This is a genomic window from Stutzerimonas kunmingensis (assembly GCF_002929225.1).
GTDB lineage: Bacteria > Pseudomonadota > Gammaproteobacteria > Pseudomonadales > Pseudomonadaceae > Stutzerimonas.
In genome coordinates, this window is the sequence record NZ_PISM01000022.1 from 685,198 (window position 1) to 703,861 (window position 18,664).

The window sequence follows — 18,664 nt, forward strand, 5'->3', positions numbered from 1 at the left end:
CAGTGACACTTCGCGCGCCTGTCGCGAAGGTCGATAAAGACCCTGCGTGATGGTCGGGCTTGGTTATTTTTTGTGCTATATTCCGCGCCCGTTTTCGTTGTCCCGGTTCCCCGCCATGCACGCCGCAAAGCCATTGTTCGACTATCCCAAGTACTGGGCCGAGTGTTTCGGTCCGGCGCCGTTCCTGCCAATGAGCAGGGAGGAGATGGATCAGCTCGGCTGGGATTCCTGCGACATCATCATCATCACCGGTGATGCCTACGTCGATCATCCGTCCTTTGGCATGGCGATCATCGGCCGACTGCTCGAAGCGCAGGGGTTTCGCGTCGGCATCATCAGCCAGCCGGACTGGCACAGCAAAGACGACTTCATGAAGCTCGGCGAGCCGAATCTGTTCTTCGGTGTCGCCGCCGGCAACATGGACTCGATGATCAATCGCTACACGGCCGACCGCAAGGTGCGCTCCGACGACGCCTACACGGCGGGCGGCCTGGCAGGCAAGCGGCCCGATCGCGCCAGCCTGGTCTATAGCCAGCGCTGCAAGGAGGCCTACAAGCACGTTCCGGTGGTGCTTGGCGGCATCGAGGCCTCGCTGCGGCGCATCGCCCATTACGACTACTGGTCGGACAAGGTGCGTCGCTCGATCCTGATGGATGCCACGGCGGATGTGCTGCTCTACGGCAACGCCGAGCGCGCTATCGTCGAGGTGGCGCAGCGCCTGGCCCGCGGCGAACCGATCGAAGCGATCACCGACGTGCGCGGCACCGCGTTCATCCGCAAGGACACGCCCGAGGGCTGGTTCGAGATCGACTCCACCCGCATCGACCGTCCGGGCAAGATCGACAAGATCATCAATCCCTACGTCAATACGCAGGACCTGTCCGCCTGCGCCATCGAGAAGGACAAGGGTCCGCAGGACGACCCGAACGAAGCCCGCCCGGTCGAGCTGCTGCCGCACCCGAAACTCGAGCGTGATCGCACGGTGATCCGCCTGCCGTCGTTCGAGAAGGTGCGCAACGACCCGGCGCTGTATGCCCACGCCAACCGCGTGCTGCACTTGGAGACCAACCCCGGTAACGCCCGTGCGCTGGTCCAGCGTCACGATGATCGTGAGTTGTGGCTCAACCCGCCGCCCATTCCGCTGACCACCGAGGAAATGGACTACGTGTTCGCCGCGCCCTATGCACGGGTGCCGCATCCAGCCTATGCCGGGGCGAAGATTCCGGCCTACGAAATGATTCGCTTCTCGGTGAACATCATGCGTGGCTGCTTCGGTGGCTGCACCTTCTGCTCGATCACCGAGCACGAAGGCCGCATCATCCAGAGCCGTTCCCACGAGTCGATCCTGCATGAGATCGAGGAAATGAAGAACGTACCGGGTTTCACCGGCGTGGTCTCCGATCTCGGCGGGCCGACCGCCAACATGTATCGCCTGGCCTGCAAGAGTCACGACATCGAGAAGCACTGCCGCAAGCCCTCCTGCGTGTTCCCTGGCATCTGCGAGAACCTCGACACCGACCACAGCTCGCTGATCGAGCTCTACCGCAAGGCGCGCGCACTGCCGGGCGTGAAGAAGATCCTGATCGCCTCCGGTCTGCGCTACGACCTCGCCGTGGAGTCGCCGGAGTACGTCAAGGAGCTGGTCACCCACCACGTCGGCGGCTACCTGAAGATCGCGCCGGAGCACACCGAGCGTGGGCCGCTGGACAAGATGATGAAGCCGGGCATCGGCAGCTACGATCGCTTCAAGCGGATGTTCGAGAAGTACTCGAAAGAGGCGGGCAAGGAGCAATACCTGATCCCATACTTCATCGCCGCGCACCCTGGCACCACCGACGAGGACATGATGAACCTCGCCCTGTGGCTCAAAGCCAACGGTTTCCGCGCCGACCAAGTGCAGGCGTTCTATCCGTCGCCGATGGCCTCGGCCACCGCCATGTACCACACCGGCAAGAACCCGCTGCGCAAGGTAACCTACAAGAGCGAAGGCGTCACCGTGGTCAAGAGCGAGGAGCAGCGGCGCCTGCACAAGGCCTTCCTGCGCTATCACGATCCCAAGGGCTGGCCGCTGCTGCGTGAGGCGCTGATCCGTATGGGCCGCGCCGACCTGATCGGCAATGGCAAGCACCAGCTGATCCCGGCGCACCAGCCGGCCACCGAGGGCTACCAGAGCGCGCGGCGCAAGAACTCGACGCCAGTCGGCAGCAAGAAGGCCGGGCAGGGCGGCAAGATCCTCACCCAGCACAACGGCCTGCCGCCGCGCAGCCATGACGGCAACGCCTGGGACAAGCGCGAGCAGGCCAAGGCCGCGGCCGAGGCCCGGCGCAAGGCGGAAAAGAGCGGCAAGCCGGCTGGCAAGGGTGGTAAGCCGCAGCGTCCGGTCGCACCCCGCTAGCGGTAGGGAGCTTGCCGGCATAAGGAAACGGAGCGCCAGGCTCCGTTTTCTTTTTCAGAACCTGAACGCCTGGGTCGCGCGATCCAGTTCGCTGCCCAGCTGCAGCATCTGCGCACTTTGCTCACGTCCCCGGCTGATGTGATTCAGGTTGGCGTCGCCGAGTTGGTGGATACGCTCACTGTGTCCGCGAATCTCGCCCACCGCTTCGCCCTGCTGGGCGGTCGCCTGGGCGATCTGTTCGGCCATGCGGCTGATGGTGGCGATGGTCGAGACGATCTCGTCCAGTGCCTGATCGGCACTTTCGGCGAGGTTCGCCGTGCTTTGCGCATGCTCGACCTGGCTGCGCATCGCCTCGACCGACTGCCGTGCCGCCAGCTGCAGGCGACCGATCAGTTGCTGGATTTCTTCGGTGGCGCCGCTGGTGCGCTGCGCCAGTGAGCGCACCTCGTCGGCCACCACGGCGAAACCGCGTCCATGACCGCCGGCGCGGGCCGCCTCGATGGCGGCATTCAGCGCGAGCAGATTGGTCTGCTCAGCGATGGCACGGATCACCGTCAGCACGTTGTCGATGGTGGTGGTTTCGTCGGCCAGGCGTTCGATCGCCGCCGCATTGTCCTGCACTTCGCTGACCAGCCCATGCAGGCCGGTCAGGCTCTGGCCGATCACCTGCTGACCCTGATGCACGGCGCGCGCCGCAGCGCGGCTCGCCTCGGCGGCTTCTCCGGCACCATCGGCGACCTGCTGGATGGTGGCCTCCAGTTCGCTCAGTGAATCGCGTATCTGTGCGGTATCGCCGGTCTGGCGCTGGGCGCCTTCGTGCAGGTCGCTGCTCATTTCGTCGAGGCTTCGACTGCTGGCGGCGACCTGGGTCGCCTGCTGGCGCAGGGTTCCGACCAGGCCAAGCAGGTAGCTGCGCAGGCGATTGAGCGAGCTTTCGATATCGGCGATCTCGCGGATCTTCGACTCGATCCGTGCATCGCTGGCGAAGTCTCCCTCGGCCCATTCCGAAAGTGCCGGCACCAGCTGGCCGAGAGCTCGGGTCAGCTGGCGTTGCAGACGATCGATGGCCAGGGCGATCAGCAGGATCAGCAGGATGATGCCGCCCTGCAGCATGCGCACCTCGGCCTGGATACGGCCATGCTCGGCGCGTACCGCCGGCTCCAGCTCGGCCAGGGCCTGTTGTACGGCGTCGATCTTGCCGGCGCTGCTCTGCAGCAGCTCGCTGCGCTGGCGGATCAGCTGCCGGGTGCGCTGCAGTTCGGCCGGGTAGCGCTTGATCAGGCTGGTCAGCTCGCGCTTGAGCGCAACGCCCAGGTCTTCACTGGTCTGCTTCGCGGCATCGCCGAGGTCGAGCAGGGCGGCGAAATTGCTCGCGGCCGACTGCTCGGCTGCGAGCACGCCGAGTAACGGCAGTGCCTCGAGCTTTGCGGCGTCCTGTTCGAGGTTTTGCAGGGCCTGCTCCACTTCGCTGGCCAGCTCATCCCGGCCGGAGGCGACCAGCTTTCCCCTTGCGTGGCTGAGCCGCAGCAGCTGTTGCCCGGCCGAGAAAAGAGGCTGTTGATAGTGTCGCGCGCTCGGACGATCGGCTTCCGCATGGTAGTCGTCGAGCTGCGACAGCGCTCCGGCCATTTCGCGCTCTGCCTGCAGCAGCAAGCCCTGCGGATCGCCGGCGAGCTTGCCGGCCGCGAGCAGGTCGGTGGCGGTGAAGCGGACCAGCTCTTCCAGGCTCGGGCGTAGCGCTTCCGCCAGACCATCCGGAAGTTCGATTACGTCGCGCTGGAGATCGGTGAGCGCCTGCTGCGCCTGGCTATGACGCAATGCGTCACCGCTGGCGAGATAGCCCTGAATATTTTCCGCTGCCTGATGCTGGAACTGTTGAGACAGCCCCAGGTAGCGCGCCATGAGCAGGTAGGGGCGCTCCATGGCACGCTCGGACCACCAGAGCGTGGCACCCAGCGCGAGACAGACTGCAATGAGCAGCAGGGTGTTGAGAGTGGTGAGCGACTTCAGGCGCATCCTCGCCTCGCAGAACGAATCAGGAGGCTTGCAAGGTATGGCAGTTTGATGTCATTCGCGTTACAGCGAGCGCGGGCCTGCCAGGTCGCCGCCTCAGCGAGGTGCTGCCTGGCGTGGCGATTAGGAGGAGTCGTCGTGTCAGTAGCGTTCGACGCGATTGCGGCCGCCATGCTTGGCGCGATACAGCGCTTCGTCGGCCTGTTGGGTGAGCGTCTTGACCTCGGCATCGCCGGCCAGCTCGGTGATACCGCAGCTGAAGGTGCAGCTGAGGTCGTGGGGCTGGGCTGGAAAGCGGATCTCCGCGAAGCGCTGGCGGATCTCGTCGAGTACCTTGCAGGCGACGTCCGCTGGCGTGTCCGGCAATACCACAGCGAACTCTTCGCCACCGTAGCGGCCGATGTGATCGGTCTTGCGCAAACGCTGCTTCAGGAACAGCGCGAGGCTCTTGATCACCCGGTCGCCCATGGGATGACCAAAGGTGTCGTTGACCTGCTTGAAGTGGTCGATATCCAGCATGGCGAAGCTCAGCGGGCTGTTGTCGCGGCGCGCACGGAAGCGAGCGTCCTCGAGCAACTGCAGGCTGTGGGTGTGGTTGTAGAGCCCGGTCAGGCTGTCGCGGACGATGCGTGCCTTCAGACTTCTGGCGCGGGTCGCGCGGGTGCGCACGGTGGCGATCAGGTGACTGGGCTTGATTGGCTTGGTGAGGAAGTCGTCGCCGCCTTCGCCCATGGCGTCGAGCTGTTTGTCCAGGTCGTCCTCGGCCGAGAGGTAGATGATCGGCACGCTGACATAGCGCTCGTGCTGACGAATCACCTTGGCCAGTTCGGTGCCCTGGCACTCGGGCATGTACATGTCGAGGATGATCAGGTCCGGTTGAAACTCGGCCAGAGCGCCGATGGCCTGAATCGGCTCGATCAGCGTCTGGGTGACGATGCCGGCGTTGTTAAGCACTCGCTCGGTGTGGGTGGCCTGGGCCCGGGAGTCGTCGATGATCAGTACGCGGATCGGTTCGTAGTGCGCCGTGCGGGTGAATATTTCGATCTTCTCCAGCAGGCTGCTGGCGTCGAGGGTGCCGGTAAAGAACTCCAGACCACCGGCGCGCACCGCAGCAAGGCGCGTTGGCGTATCGGTTTCCAGGTGGCTGAAGAACAGCATCGGCAGCTTCGATTCCAGCCCCTGTTGGACCTGCTCGGCGAGGCGCAGCCCTTCGCTCGGACCGTTGAAATCCACTTCCATGACGATCGCGGCCGGATGGCGGCGATGCATCGCGGTGCGGAAGGCCGCGACATTGCTGAACGCCTGCGCGGACATGCTGAAAAAGTCCAGCTGGCGTACCAAGTGTTCGGCGCGCTGCTGATCCTGCAGGGCGATGTACACCGGCTTGCTCAGTGGCGGCAGAAACGACTGATTATGCGGATCGCTGTGGCGCAGCCCGGTGCGCGCCAGACGGTAGATCAGCTGGCTGAGGGTGGAGATGGTGCTGCTGGAGAGACGGCCGCGGTTGTCCCGGATGTCGCTCAGGCAGTCTTCGATGTTCAGTGCAAGCTCGCTGTGTTCGGTCTGCTCGAATCGGTCGGCGAAGCGCCGCAGCCGCGTCGTCGCTTCGGTCAGGGCAGCGTGGTAGTCCTCGTTCCATTCGCTGCGTTGCAGTTGCTGCCAAACTTCCAGCACTTCGCGTGCCTGGTGAATGACCCGCTGGGCGAAATGCTGCTTGAGTTCTTCCTGATCCGACATCGCGATTCTTCCCGGTGCACAGGGTGCGCTGCCCTGGCTTTATGGTGGCGGCATGCTATCACTGCGGCGGTGCTTTGGAAGTCCACTGTGCGGTAGTGGTTCTCAATTTGGCGCTGAGTGAGCAGGGGCCCTGCGTTATAGTAAAGGCATGTCAGCGCAACGTCTCCGACGTCGTGCGGTCGAACCCCAGAACTCGCGAGAAGGACACATTGCCCATGTTGGACTGGAAGAATCGCTTCGCTCGTCTCGGTCGCTCGAGTGGCCCTTCCGGCGGAGCCGGACGGCGGGAGGGTAATCCGCTTCTGCTGGTTCTTGCCGTCCTGCTGGGCGTGTACCTGCTGGTTACCTTGGTGCTCGGCTGGTACTGGAGCCGCGAACCCGATCTGTTTCCCGTACAGCAGAGTGCCCGTCAGGCGGCCGAGGCCTCGCAGCGGCAGTTGGTCAGCGGCTATACCACCGTGGAAACGCTCAAGCGTGTTGCCAGTACCTTGCTGGATAAGCCGGGTGGCTACCTGAGCAACGATATCGCGCCGCCGGGTCTGTGGTTGGACAACATGCCGAGCTGGGAATATGGCGTGCTTGTGCAGGTGCGAGATCTCGCTCGTGCGCTGCGCAAGGACTTCGCCCGCTCGCAGTCGCAGTCGACCGAGGACACCGATCTGGCCAAGGCCGAGCCGCTGTTCAACTTCGACAATCGCAGCTGGGCGTTGCCGGCCTCCGAGTCCGAGTACCGCAACGCCATTCGCGGCCTGGATCGCTACCTGGCTCGGCTCAGCGATCCGCAGCCCAAGGCGCTGTTCTACACGCGTGCTGACAACCTTAACAACTGGCTGGGCGATGCCGCCACGCGGCTCGGCTCGCTGTCCCAGCGCCTCTCTGCCAGCGTTGGCCGGGTGCGGCTGGATGCCGATGTTGCGCCCGAACAGGAGCGTGCGGGCGTCGTGCCGCAGGTCAAGGAGGAGGTCGTCGAAACGCCGTGGTTGCAGATCGACAACGTCTTCTTCGAGGCGCGCGGTCAGGCGTGGGCCTTGTCACATCTGCTGCGCGCGATCGAGGTTGATTTCGCCGACGTGCTGGCGAAAAAGAACGCCACCATCAGCGTGCGACAGATCATCCGCGAGCTTGAGGCCGCTCAGGAGCCGCTGTGGAGTCCGATGGTGCTCAATGGCAGCGGCTACGGCGTGCTGGCCAATCACTCGCTGGTGATGGCCAACTACATCTCTCGTGCCAATGCGGCGATCATCGATCTGCGCAACCTGCTGACGCAGGGGTAAGGCGAGCCCCCAGCGGGGTTTAGGAAGCCTCAGGTTGGCGTCGTGTCTGACTGGCTCGACGCTAACCAGGCTTGCACTCAGTCCAGTCCGAGTTTTTTCAACCGGTAACGCATCGAACGGAAGGTCAGCCCCAGCCGTTGGGCTGCCGCGGTGCGGTTCCAGCGGGTTTCCTCCAGCGCCTGCATGATCAGCTTGCGCTCGATCTCTTCTAGGTGATCTTCCAGGTTGTCGATCTGCGCCAGGCTGGCTTCGCCGTTCTCCGATACGCCTGGGCTGTCTGCCAAGCGTAGATCGCCCGCCTTGATCTCATCGCCCTCGCAGAGTGTGTAGGCCCGCTCGAGCATGTTCTCCAGCTCACGAACGTTCCCCGGGAAGCGATAGTTTTCCAGCTTGGCCAGAGCCTCCGGGTGCAGGCGAGCGCTGCTGTCACCGCACTCCGCTGCAAGACGCCGAAGCATGGCTTCGGCGAGCAGGCCAATGTCTTCGCGACGCTCGCGCAGTGGCGGCACGCGCAGTTCGATGACATTCAAGCGGTAATACAGATCCTGGCGGAAACGGCCTGCGGCCACTTCGCTGGCGAGGTCCTTGTGGGTGGCGCAGAGGATGCGCACATCGACCATTACTTCCTGAGCGCCGCCGACCGCGCGTACAGCTTTTTCCTGGATCGCGCGCAGCAGCTTGACCTGCATCGGCAGCGGCAGGTCGGCTACCTCGTCGAGGAACAGCGTGCCGCCATTGGCGGCCTGGAATAGCCCGGGCTTGTCCTCGATGGCGCCACTGAAGCTGCCTTTCTTGTGGCCGAAGAACTCGCTTTCCATCAGTTCCGACGGGATCGCGCCGCAGTTGACGGGCACAAAGGGCTTTTCACTACGAGGACCCTGCTCGTGAATCAGTCGGGCCACCAGCTCCTTTCCGCTGCCGGACTCGCCGCTGATATAAACCGGCGCCTGGCTGCGGGCGAGTTTGCCGATCTGCTTGCGAAGGGTCTTCATGGGTGGCGAGCTGCCGAGCAGGCGGCTGTCCACCGGCATTTCCGCTGTAGGCGCCCTCAGGCGCAGGGCCGTGCCGACCAGCTCGCGCAAGCGGTTGAGGTCCACCGGTTTGGTGAGAAAGTCGAATGCCCCGGCCTTGAGCGCGCCAATGGCGGTATCCAGGCTGCCGTATGCAGTGATCATCGCCACCGGCAGCTGCGGGTGCTGTTGCTGAATGTATTGCACCAGCTCCAGGCCGCTGCCATCGGGCAGGCGCATATCGGTAAGGCACAGGTCGTAATGCTCGCGGGCCAGGCATTCGCGCGCTTCCTTGAGATTGCGAGCGCTGCGGGTATCGAGTTTCATGCGGCCAAGAGTGATTTCCAGCAGTTCGCGGATATCCGGCTCGTCATCGATGATCAGTGCTTTCTGGCGCGCGGTCATGGTCCTGCTCTTGATTCGTGAAGCGATTGTCGCCGGGGATTGCGGCTGAGGAGCATGTTAACTCCGCCGGCGGTGTCGTGGCTGTCGCTTTGGTCGATGTGTGATGTGTTGCCGGCAGCGAGGCTCAGCTCAGCTTGCGTGGGTGGGCGAAGACGATGCGGAAGCAGCTGCCGCCCTCGGGACGCTCGCGGTAGTCCAGGCGTGCCTGGTTGCTTTCGCACAGCTCGCGGGAGATATATAGCCCCAGCCCGGTGCCTTTGCTTTCGGTGGTGAAGAACGGTTCGAAAATGTTCTGTAGTTGCTCGGCCGCGATACCAGGGCCGTCATCGAGCACTTCGACGATAGGCAGGTCGCTGGCTTCGTCACGGAACAGGCGGAGCCAGACCTGCGCCCGCGGATTCTGCTGGCCGCTGTAGCGCAGCCCGTTCTGGACCAGGTTGGTCAGCACCTGGGTCAGCTGATTGGGGTCCATGCGGGTCTGCAGCGAGCTGCCCACGGTATCCAGGTGCAGGGTCTGCTGGGGGCCGAGCCCCTGGCGGAACTCGCTGGCGAAACGATGCAGCCAGTACTTCAGGTCCAGCAGCTGGGGTTCGGCCTGGCGCCGCCGGGAAAGCTGGAGGACGTTCTCGATCACCAGGTTCATCCGCCGTGAATGATCCTGAATGATCTGTGCCAGACGGCGGTCAGGTCCGTCCAGTTCTTCGGATTCCTGAAGCAGCTGCGCGGCGTGGCTGATGGCGCCCAGTGGATTGCGGATTTCATGGGCAATGCTGGCTGTGAGGCGTCCGAGGGAGGCGAGCTTGAGCTGTTGTGCCTTCTGCGCGATCTGCGAGATGTCTTCGAGAAACACCAGCGTGTCGAGCTTGTTCCCGTGCTGTAGCGCGGCGAAGCTCGGCTGCAGCGTTGGGCCGCCAGGCGTTGCCCTGAGGTTTGGCGGGCGCAGGGTCGGATTGCCTCGCCACTGTTGCAGTGCCTTGAGCAGTTCCGGGCAGCGCGGTGCGAGGCGTTCGCCTGCCAGCGAGTCCTGGCCGAGCAGTTGCAGAGCCCCCTGATTGGCGAGCAGAACTCGCTCCTGCGGGTCCAGCACCATGATGCCGGTACGCATGCGCTGGAGGATCAGCGCGTTGAGCGCCTCCAGGTTCGCCACCTCTTCCGCACGCTGGCGCGCCAGCGTCTCGCTGACCTGCAGGCGGCGAGCCAGCCCCTGAACCAGGAAGGCGGCAGCAAAGCAGAGCGTGCCGAGTGCGCTGGCCTGAACGTACTGGCTGCTGGCTTCGGGGCGTTGAATGCTGAGGTAGAAGGTCAGGTAGATCAGGCCCGTCGCAGCAACCGCGGCGATGAAGAAACCGACCCTGCCACGCAGCAGTATGTTGGCGATGGCAACGGCGACTATCAGCAGGTTGCCGATACCGCTCGGGGTGCCACCGCCGAAGTAGAACAGCCCGGACAGCAGGATGACGTCCATCAGCGCCAGCCCGAGCACGGGCAGATCGCGCTCCGGGTTCTGCACCAGCACGGCGACGATGATGTTGAGGATCAGGTAGATCCAGGCGCCGTACTGAAAGAGCTGCGGGTTGCTCATCTCCAGCAGGTCGTTGTGCAGGTCGGCGCTGATCAGCAGAACCAGCGCCAGGCCGATGGTCAGCCGATAGAGGTGGTACAGGCGGAGAATCCGCCGTCCCTGATCGCCAAAGAAGGTGAGGTTTTCAGTGCCCACCAGGAGTGCTGTCCTGCTCCAGGTGAGCGCGGCTGCAGTACCAGCGATCCTGCGACTGCAGCGCCTGGTCCTGCGGGACGTGCACGCCACACTGAGCGCAACGCACCATTGGCAGGGTGGTCTGGCGAGGCTTGGGGGCGGCTTTCTTCTGCACGAAACGGCGCCACAGCCAGAACGCGGCGCCAATCAGTGCAATCCAGAACAGCAGGCGAAACAGACCCATATCGATTCCTTCCTGATTAAGCGTGGTGGCCTGCGATCAATTGAGCCCGGTCACTGCCGGCCCGTTTCGCCGCGCGCGCCGAATGCAAGGACGGCGCTGCGGAAGTCGGTCAGCTGTCAGTCGAACAGGCCGAAGGTCAGGCGGCTCCACCAGGAGCGTTTTTCGCCTTGCTGCTCTGCTTCCTTGAGTACCGGGCGAAGCTCTTCGGGAAGGTCCTGAGCGGCCGTTTCATACTGACGGAGCACATCGCGATTGGCCCGCGAGGTGTCCGGGCGGGGAGCCTCGCCTTCGATAAGGCCGAGGGTGGCCTTGCTCAGCCAGCTGCGGTTGTCGTCTTCCGTCTCGACGGGGGTGAATTCGCCGTCTTCGAGCGTTGCGTGATCCGGGTAGTTGAGCTGCAGAGTCTGCAGGCTGGTTTCGGCGAGATCGTCGAGGCCCAGGCGCTGGTAGGCCTCGGTCATCACGGCAAGCCCGTCGGCCACGGCCGGCGTGCCCTGGAAGTTCTCCACAACGTAACGGCCGCGGTTGGCCGCTGCGACGTAGGCCTGGCGCTTGAGGTAGTAGTGGGCGACGTGTATCTCGTTGGCCGCCAGCAGGTTGCGCAGGTAGACCATGCGCGCCTTGGCGTCAGGCGAGTAGCGGCTGTTGGGGTAGCGGCTGGTGAGCTGGGCGAATTCGTTGAACGAGTCGCGGGCGGCACCTGGGTCGCGCTTGGTCATGTCCAGCGGCAGGAAGCGGGCCAGCAGGCCTCGGTCCTGATCGAAGGAGGCCAGGCCCTTGAGGTAATAAGCGTAATCGACGTTCGGATGCTGCGGATGCAGGCGGATGAAACGCTCCGCCGCCGAGCGCGCGGCTTCCGGCTCGACGTTGCGGTAATAGGCGTAGATCAGTTCGAGTTGCGCCTGCTCGGCGAAGCGCCCGAATGGATAGCGCGACTCCAGGGCCTTGAGTTTGCTGATGGCGCTGGTATAGCTCTTGTTGTCCAGGTCGGCCTGTGCTTGCTGGTACAGCTCGACTTCACCCAGATTCTCGTCGACGGTTTCGTTGGATGAACAGGCGGCGGTGAGGGCGAGAATGGCGATCAGCAGCAGGTGTTTCACTTGCATGGCGGCTTGCGTCCCTGTGACGGCTGGCTGTCTCGCGCGGAGCCGTCCTGTTATGATGAGCGCCCCGGTGCGCCGGGACAAAGACGCCGTATTTAAACACAAGCGTGTAGCCGAAACCAAAGGCCGCTCCGCCATCTGCGGTCCCCGGGCCCGTCCGTTACCAACGGATGTCGCCTGCCTCTCTCAGACGAACCTATCTCGCCGTATGTCCACGACTTCCAAACAGGCCATCCAACTCCGCGCCGAAGTGCCGTTTGACCTTGGCGGGCAACGTCTCGATCAGGTTGCGGCGCAGCTCTTTTCCGAACACTCGCGCTCGCGTCTCGCGGCGTGGATCAAGGATGGCCTGCTCACCGTGGATGGCGCCGTGCTGCGCCCTCGCGACACCGTGCATGCCGGCGCCGTGCTCGAGCTGAGTGCCGAACAGCAGGCGCAGGGCGAGTGGGTCGCGCAAGACATTCCGCTTGAGATCGTCTACGAGGACGATCAGATCCTGGTGATCGACAAGCCTGCTGGCCTGGTTGTGCACCCTGCGGCCGGCCATGCCGACGGCACGCTGCTCAATGCATTGCTGCATCACGTGCCGGACTTGATCAACGTCCCGCGTGCCGGCATCGTTCATCGCCTGGACAAGGACACCACCGGTCTGATGGTCGTGGCCAAGACGCTGCAGGCGCAAACCCGGCTGGTCGAGCAGTTGCAGGCGCGTAGCGTCAGCCGCATCTACGAGGCGATCGTCATCGGCGTGATCATTACTGGTGGTACGGTCGACGCGCCGATCGGTCGGCATGGCCAGCAGCGTCAGCGCATGGCGGTGGTGGAGGGCGGCAAGCCGGCGGTCAGCCATTACCGCGTGCTCGAGCGCTTTCGCTCGCACACCCATGTGCGGGTCAAGCTGGAAACCGGGCGTACCCACCAGATTCGGGTGCACATGACCCATCTTGGCTATCCACTGGTCGGTGACCCGCTGTATAGCGGGCGTTTCCGCATTCCGCCGGCGGCGAATCCGACGCTGGTGCAAACGCTTCGCGAGTTCCCTCGCCAGGCGCTGCACGCGCGCTTCCTCGAACTCGATCATCCTGTTACCGGGCAGAGGATGAAATGGGAGTCGCCGTTGCCGGATGACTTCGTCTGGCTGCTGACGCTGCTGCAACAGGATCGAGAGGCCTTCGTCGGGTGAGTGCGTGGGGCGGTGACTGGCTCGTGCCGGAATGGCCTGCTCCGCCCGGCGTTCGCGCCTGTGTGACCGCGCGGCAGGGCGGCGTCAGTCGCGCTCCGTTCGACAGCTTCAATCTGGGTGATCACGTCGGTGATGAGCCTGCCGCGGTGGCCTGGAATCGCCAGCATCTTCAGGACGTGCTCGGTTGCCAACCAGTCTGGCTGGAGCAAGTGCATTCGAGTGTCGCTGTCCAGGCCGCTCCAGGAAATCGCGTGACTGCCGATGCTAGCTGGAGCGAGACGCCGGGTCTGGCCTGTGCGGTACTGACTGCGGACTGCCTGCCGGTACTTTTCTGTGATCATGCCGCGACCCGGGTCGCCGCGGCTCACGCTGGCTGGCGCGGGCTGGCTGGTGGTGTGCTCGAGGCGACGCTCGAAGCGCTGGCGGTACCTGCCGATGAACTGCTGGTGTGGTTGGGGCCGGCGATCGGGGCGGCAGCATTCGAGGTCGGGCCCGAAGTGCGCGATGCATTCCTCGCGCAGCATTCGTCGGCTGCCGCGGCGTTCGTTGCAAGTCGCAACCCGGGACGCTTCATGGCGGATATCTACCAGCTGGCGCGTATCCGTCTGGCTGCCGCGGGCGTAGACGCAGTTTACGGTGGTGGGTTGTGCACCTTCAGCGATCCGCGCTTCTACTCCTATCGGCGTGCCGCGCACACAGGCCGCTTCGCCAGTCTGATCTGGCTCGAGTGATATTGGCGCGCTAGCGGTGAAGTCAGCCATGACTCTGCGGTCCTGGCATGACCTGCATCAATGTCATCCGCCTTGAATCTCCAACAATCATCCTCATCTATGCTGCATCTCGCAGGTTTCGTATATGGCGCGAGCCACGGCGCCGGCCTGCTTCACATGAGGATGAACATCCATGCGTATTGATCGTTTGACCAGCAAGCTGCAGCTTGCGCTCTCTGATGCCCAGTCCATAGCCGTCGGCCTGGATCACCCCTCCATCGAGCCGTTACACCTGATGCAGGCGCTGCTTGAGCAGCAGGGCGGCTCGATCAAACCGTTGCTGATGCAGGTCGGCTTCGACATCGCAGCGCTGCGTCAGGCGCTGACCAAAGAGCTCGACCAGCTGCCGAAGCTGCAGAACCCCACTGGCGACATGAATCTCTCGCAGGACCTGGCGCGCCTGCTCAATCAGGCTGACCGCCTCGCCCAGCAGAAGGGCGACCAATACATTTCCAGTGAGCTGGTGCTGCTGGCAGCGCTGGACAGCAACACCCGTCTGGGCAAGCTGCTGCTGGCTCAGGGTGTAAGCAAGAAAGCGCTGGAGAACGCCATCAGCAATCTGCGCGGCGGCGATGCGGTCAATGATCCCAACGCCGAAGAATCGCGGCAGGCGCTCGACAAATACACCGTGGACATGACCAAGCGCGCCGAGGACGGCAAGCTCGACCCGGTGATCGGTCGTGACGACGAAATCCGCCGCACCATCCAGGTGCTGCAGCGGCGGACCAAGAACAACCCGGTACTGATCGGTGAGCCGGGCGTGGGCAAGACCGCCATCGTCGAGGGGCTGGCCCAGCGCATCGTCAACGGTGAGGTCCCGGACGGGCTCAAGGACAAGCGCTTGCTGGCCCTGGACATGGGCTCGCTGATTGCCGGGGCCAAGTTTCGCGGCGAGTTCGAGGAGCGCCTCAAGGCGGTGCTCAACGAGCTGTCCAAGCAGGAGGGTCGCGTCATCCTGTTCATCGACGAGCTGCATACGATGGTCGGCGCGGGCAAGGCGGAAGGCGCCATGGATGCCGGCAACATGCTCAAGCCTGCCCTGGCGCGCGGCGAGCTGCACTGCGTAGGTGCCACTACTCTCGATGAATACCGCCAGTACATCGAGAAGGATGCCGCCCTGGAGCGTCGCTTCCAGAAGGTGCTGGTCGACGAACCGAGCGAGGAGGACACCATCGCCATCCTCCGTGGCCTCAAGGAGCGCTACGAAGTGCACCATGGTGTGACCATCACCGATGGCGCCATCATAGCTGCGGCCAAGCTCAGCCACCGCTATATCACCGATCGCCAGCTGCCGGACAAGGCCATCGACCTGATCGACGAGGCCGCCAGCCGTATCCGCATGGAGATCGACTCCAAGCCCGAAGAGCTCGATCGCCTGGATCGCCGCTTGATCCAGCTGAAGATCGAGCGTGAGGCGCTGAAGAAGGAAGACGACGAGGCCACCAAGAAGCGCCTGGCCAAGCTGGAAGACGACATCGCCAAGCTGGAGCGCGAATACGCCGATCTGGAAGAAATCTGGAAGTCGGAGAAAGCCGAGGTGCAGGGTTCGGCGCAGATCCAGCAGAAGATCGAACAAGCCAAGGCTGAGCTTGAAGCAGCGCGGCGCAAGGGTGATCTGGCGCGCATGGCCGAACTGCAATACGGCATCATTCCGGACCTCGAGCGCAGCCTGGAGATGGTCGATCAGCATGGCAAGAAAGAAAACCAGCTGCTGCGTAACAAGGTGACCGATGAGGAGATCGCCGAGGTGGTTTCCAAGTGGACCGGTATTCCGGTCTCCAAGATGCTCGAAGGCGAGCGCGACAAGCTGCTGCGCATGGAGGACATGCTGCACACTCGCGTCATCGGTCAGCACGAAGCCGTGGTGGCCGTATCCAATGCCGTGCGCCGCTCGCGCGCCGGTCTGGCCGACCCGAATCGTCCGAGCGGCTCGTTCCTCTTTCTCGGCCCGACCGGGGTGGGCAAGACCGAGCTTTGCAAGGCGCTGGCCGAGTTCCTCTTCGATACCGAGGAGGCGATGATCCGCATCGACATGTCCGAGTTCATGGAGAAGCACTCCGTTGCGCGTCTGATTGGTGCGCCGCCGGGCTACGTCGGTTACGAAGAAGGCGGTTACCTGACCGAAGCGGTGCGTCGCAAACCCTATTCGGTGGTGTTGATGGACGAGGTAGAGAAGGCCCATCCAGACGTCTTCAATGTGCTGCTGCAGGTGCTCGAAGACGGCCGCCTGACCGACAGTCATGGGCGGACGGTGGACTTCAAGAACACGGTGATCGTGATGACCTCCAACCTGGGCTCTGCGCAGATCCAGGAGCTGGTTGGTGATCCCGATGCGCAGCGGGCTGCGGTGATGGATGCGGTGGCGCATCACTTCCGACCGGAGTTCATCAACCGTATCGACGAGGTGGTGGTGTTCGATCCGTTGGGTCGCGAGCAGATCGCCGGTATCGCCGACATCCAGCTCGGGCGCTTGCGCAAGCGTCTGGCCGAGCGCGAGCTGAGCCTGGAGCTCAGTCAGGAGGCGATGGACAAGCTGATCGCCATCGGTTACGACCCGGTCTACGGAGCACGGCCGCTCAAACGGGCGATCCAGCGCTGGATCGAGAATCCGCTGGCGCAGCAGATTCTCTCCGGTCAGTTCGCGCCGGGTAGCAGCGTCAAGGCGCGGGTAGAGGGCGAGCAGATCGTCTTCGATTGAGCCGGGTGGTTACCTGCGGGGTGCAGCACACCTCGCAGGTAGCCGTGTTGGGGCAGCGATCTCGCGGGTGCCGCCGGGTGAACGCAAAGTGTTGTAAGGAATCGCATTTTTGGGGTTGACAGGCGAGCCGGGAACCGTAAAATGGCGCGCCTCTGAGGCGGTAACGTAACGCTGAAGAGCTGGAATTGAAGTTGTTCCGCGATAGCTCAGTCGGTAGAGCAAATGACTGTTAATCATTGGGTCCCAGGTTCGAGTCCTGGTCGCGGAGCCAAATTCCAATCGGGGTATAGCGCAGTCCGGTAGCGCGCCTGCTTTGGGAGCAGGATGTCGGGAGTTCGAATCCCCCTACCCCGACCATTTTTGGGTCGTTAGCTCAGTTGGTAGAGCAGTTGGCTTTTAACCAATTGGTCGTAGGTTCGAATCCTACACGACCCACCATACCGGCTTCTCAGGAAGCATGAAAAGCTGGATGTTCTCGCGGACATCCAGCTTTTTCATTGCCTGCGATTTCTTCTCGGCACATTCAAGGCGCACCCAAGGGTGCGCCTTTTCTGCGTCAATGGAGCTTCAGGCGCGGCTCCGTCGTGCGGCTGAGCTTGTCGCCAAGCATCATCAGCAGCGTACGCGGGATGCCGTACAGTGCGATCTGGTGCATGCGGTAGAGCGAGATATAGAACATCCGTGCGAGCCAGCCTTCGAGCATCACGTTGCCGGTCAGGTTGCCCATCAGATTACCTACAGCCGAGAAGCTCGACAGCGAAATCAGCGAGCCGTAGTCCTTGTAGCGATAGGTCGGCAGCGGCTTGCCTTCCAGTCGGTTGTGGATCGAGCGTGCCAGCATCGAGGCCTGCTGGTGGGCTGCCTGCGCACGGGGGGGGACATTGCGGTCGCTGTCCGGCTGTGGGCAGGCGGCACAATCGCCGAACGCGAAGATGTTCTCGTCGCGGGTGCTCTGCAGTGTCGGGTGGACGACCAGCTGGTTAATGCGGTTGGTTTCCAGGCCATCCAGTTCGTGAAGGAAGGCGGGTGCCTTGATCCCGGCGGCCCACACCTTGAGGCTGGCCTGGACGAACTCGCCCTGCTTGGTGTGCAGGCCCTCGGCGGTGACTTCGCTGACGGCGGCGCCTGTGAGCACCGTGACACCCAGGTCCAGCAGTGTCTGGTGCACCGGCTGGCTGATGCGCTCAGGCAGTGCCGGCAGGACTTTCGGGCCGGCCTCGATGAGGGTGATGTTTACATCCTCCGGCTTGATGCCATCGAGGCCGTAGGCCGCCAGCTCCTTGGCGGCGTGCAGCAGTTCTGCAGCCAGCTCCACGCCGGTAGCGCCGGCTCCGACGATGGCCATGCTGATGTTGCTCGAGGCACCCTCGCCTGCATGCGCCTTCATGTAATGGCTCAGCAGTTGCCGGTGGAAGCGCTCGGCCTGCTCGCGCGTATCAAGGAAGATGCAGTGCTCGGAAGCCCCCGAGGTGCCGAAGTCGTTGGTCGTGCTGCCGACGGCAATCACCAGCGTGTCGTAGTTCAGCGCGCGTGACGGGACCAGTTCCACGCCAAACTCGTCGCGCGTCGCTTCCAGTCGAATGCATTTGCTCGCGCGATCCAGGCCTGCCATGCGGCCCATCTGGAACTCGAAGTGATTCCATTTGGCCTGAGCGACGTAGTTGAGTTCGTCAGCGGACGAGTTCAAGGAGCCGGCGGCGACCTCGTGCAGCAGCGGCTTCCAGATGTGTGTGAGGTTGGCGTCGACCAGGGTGATGCGGGCTTTGCCACGCTTGCCCAGGGTTCTACCCAGGCGGGTAGCAAGCTCCAGACCGCCGGCGCCACCGCCGACGATTACGACTCGATGTGACATGGGAGTGACTCATAGCTGCAAGGGAAACGGCGGGGCGGCCTGGCGAGCGGAGCTCAAAGCACAAGGCGGCTCAAGAGGCGGCTCAATAACCCGAGCCCGATCACCACGACCAGTACCACAAGCAGAAGAAGCCAGGGGCGAAACGGCTGGCGCTCGACCTGGTGTTGCGGGGCGCGGAGGTATTCATCGACGCGCTGCTGATCTTCGGGCTTCAGGCGGCTGGGCATGGGCACCTCGAATGGAATGCAGGCATTCTAGCTGTGCAGGGTCAAAAGCCAAGCGCG

13 protein-coding genes and 3 tRNA genes are annotated in these 18,664 nt (G+C 63.5%); 8 read left to right on the top strand and 8 right to left on the bottom strand.

Going from position 1 to position 18,664, the window contains the following annotated elements:
• Nucleotides 1–115: 115 nt before the first annotated feature.
• Nucleotides 116–2,395 (top strand): YgiQ family radical SAM protein, encoded by a 2,280-nt coding sequence (locus tag CW305_RS22350; RefSeq protein WP_041015964.1) that lies wholly within the window; start codon nucleotides 116–118, stop codon nucleotides 2,393–2,395.
• A gap of 54 nt (nucleotides 2,396–2,449) precedes the next feature.
• Here CW305_RS22350 and CW305_RS22355 read toward each other — a convergent pair whose 3' ends face one another.
• Both CW305_RS22355 and CW305_RS22360 read right to left on the bottom strand, forming a co-directional pair.
• On the bottom strand, nucleotides 2,450–4,411 hold the full coding sequence (locus tag CW305_RS22355; protein ID WP_104099028.1) for a methyl-accepting chemotaxis protein: 1,962 nt from the start codon (nucleotides 4,409–4,411) through the stop codon (nucleotides 2,450–2,452).
• 138 nt (nucleotides 4,412–4,549) lie between these two features.
• On the bottom strand, nucleotides 4,550–6,145 hold the full coding sequence (locus CW305_RS22360; RefSeq protein WP_044315724.1) for a response regulator: 1,596 nt from the start codon (nucleotides 6,143–6,145) through the stop codon (nucleotides 4,550–4,552).
• A gap of 215 nt (nucleotides 6,146–6,360) precedes the next feature.
• Between CW305_RS22360 and CW305_RS22365 the strand changes: the two genes are divergently transcribed.
• Complete coding sequence (locus CW305_RS22365) at nucleotides 6,361–7,419, top strand: DUF2333 family protein (RefSeq protein WP_014819060.1); 1,059 nt, start codon at nucleotides 6,361–6,363, stop codon at nucleotides 7,417–7,419.
• 77 nt (nucleotides 7,420–7,496) lie between these two features.
• Here the strand turns inward: CW305_RS22365 and CW305_RS22370 are convergent, their stop codons facing one another.
• The 4 genes from CW305_RS22370 to CW305_RS22385 form a co-directional block, all read right to left on the bottom strand.
• The gene (locus CW305_RS22370; protein ID WP_023447174.1) at nucleotides 7,497–8,834 is read right to left on the bottom strand and encodes a sigma-54-dependent transcriptional regulator; all 1,338 of its coding nucleotides are present in this window, start codon (nucleotides 8,832–8,834) and stop codon (nucleotides 7,497–7,499) included.
• A gap of 124 nt (nucleotides 8,835–8,958) precedes the next feature.
• Nucleotides 8,959–10,551, bottom strand: a complete 1,593-nt coding sequence (locus CW305_RS22375; RefSeq protein ID WP_041015969.1) for a sensor histidine kinase — start codon at nucleotides 10,549–10,551, stop codon at nucleotides 8,959–8,961.
• Complete coding sequence (locus CW305_RS22380; protein WP_104099029.1) at nucleotides 10,541–10,774, bottom strand: PP0621 family protein; 234 nt, start codon at nucleotides 10,772–10,774, stop codon at nucleotides 10,541–10,543. Before CW305_RS22380 ends, CW305_RS22375 begins: the two co-directional genes overlap by 11 nt.
• Nucleotides 10,775–10,890: 116 nt before the next feature.
• The gene (locus CW305_RS22385; protein WP_104099030.1) at nucleotides 10,891–11,880 is read right to left on the bottom strand and encodes an outer membrane protein assembly factor BamD; all 990 of its coding nucleotides are present in this window, start codon (nucleotides 11,878–11,880) and stop codon (nucleotides 10,891–10,893) included.
• A 205-nt stretch (nucleotides 11,881–12,085) separates the two neighbouring features.
• Here CW305_RS22385 and rluD point away from each other — a divergent pair, with 205 nt between their 5' ends.
• The 6 genes from rluD (at nucleotide 12,086) to CW305_RS22415 (ending at nucleotide 16,966) form a co-directional block, all read left to right on the top strand.
• Nucleotides 12,086–13,060 (top strand): 23S rRNA pseudouridine(1911/1915/1917) synthase RluD, encoded by a 975-nt coding sequence (rluD, locus tag CW305_RS22390; RefSeq protein WP_014819065.1) that lies wholly within the window; start codon nucleotides 12,086–12,088, stop codon nucleotides 13,058–13,060.
• The gene (gene pgeF, locus CW305_RS22395) at nucleotides 13,057–13,791 is read left to right on the top strand and encodes a peptidoglycan editing factor PgeF (RefSeq protein ID WP_101275144.1); all 735 of its coding nucleotides are present in this window, start codon (nucleotides 13,057–13,059) and stop codon (nucleotides 13,789–13,791) included. Before rluD ends, pgeF begins: the two co-directional genes overlap by 4 nt.
• A gap of 172 nt (nucleotides 13,792–13,963) precedes the next feature.
• Nucleotides 13,964–16,528 carry an ATP-dependent chaperone ClpB gene (clpB, locus tag CW305_RS22400; RefSeq protein ID WP_014819067.1) on the top strand — a complete coding sequence of 855 codons (2,565 nt, stop codon included), beginning with the start codon at nucleotides 13,964–13,966 and terminating at the stop codon, nucleotides 16,526–16,528.
• Between the two features lie 195 nt (nucleotides 16,529–16,723).
• Nucleotides 16,724–16,799, top strand: a tRNA-Asn gene (locus tag CW305_RS22405).
• Between the two features lie 9 nt (nucleotides 16,800–16,808).
• Nucleotides 16,809–16,885: transfer RNA gene (locus CW305_RS22410), tRNA-Pro, on the top strand.
• Between the two features lie 5 nt (nucleotides 16,886–16,890).
• A tRNA-Lys gene (locus tag CW305_RS22415) sits at nucleotides 16,891–16,966 on the top strand.
• A 118-nt stretch (nucleotides 16,967–17,084) separates the two neighbouring features.
• Here the strand turns inward: CW305_RS22415 and CW305_RS22420 are convergent.
• Both CW305_RS22420 and CW305_RS22425 read right to left on the bottom strand, forming a co-directional pair.
• Nucleotides 17,085–18,380, bottom strand: coding sequence for an NAD(P)/FAD-dependent oxidoreductase (locus tag CW305_RS22420; RefSeq protein ID WP_104099031.1), 1,296 nt, complete (start codon nucleotides 18,378–18,380; stop codon nucleotides 17,085–17,087).
• Between the two features lie 53 nt (nucleotides 18,381–18,433).
• The gene (locus CW305_RS22425; protein ID WP_003298581.1) at nucleotides 18,434–18,607 is read right to left on the bottom strand and encodes a DUF3094 family protein; all 174 of its coding nucleotides are present in this window, start codon (nucleotides 18,605–18,607) and stop codon (nucleotides 18,434–18,436) included.
• Nucleotides 18,608–18,664: the final 57 nt, after the last annotated feature.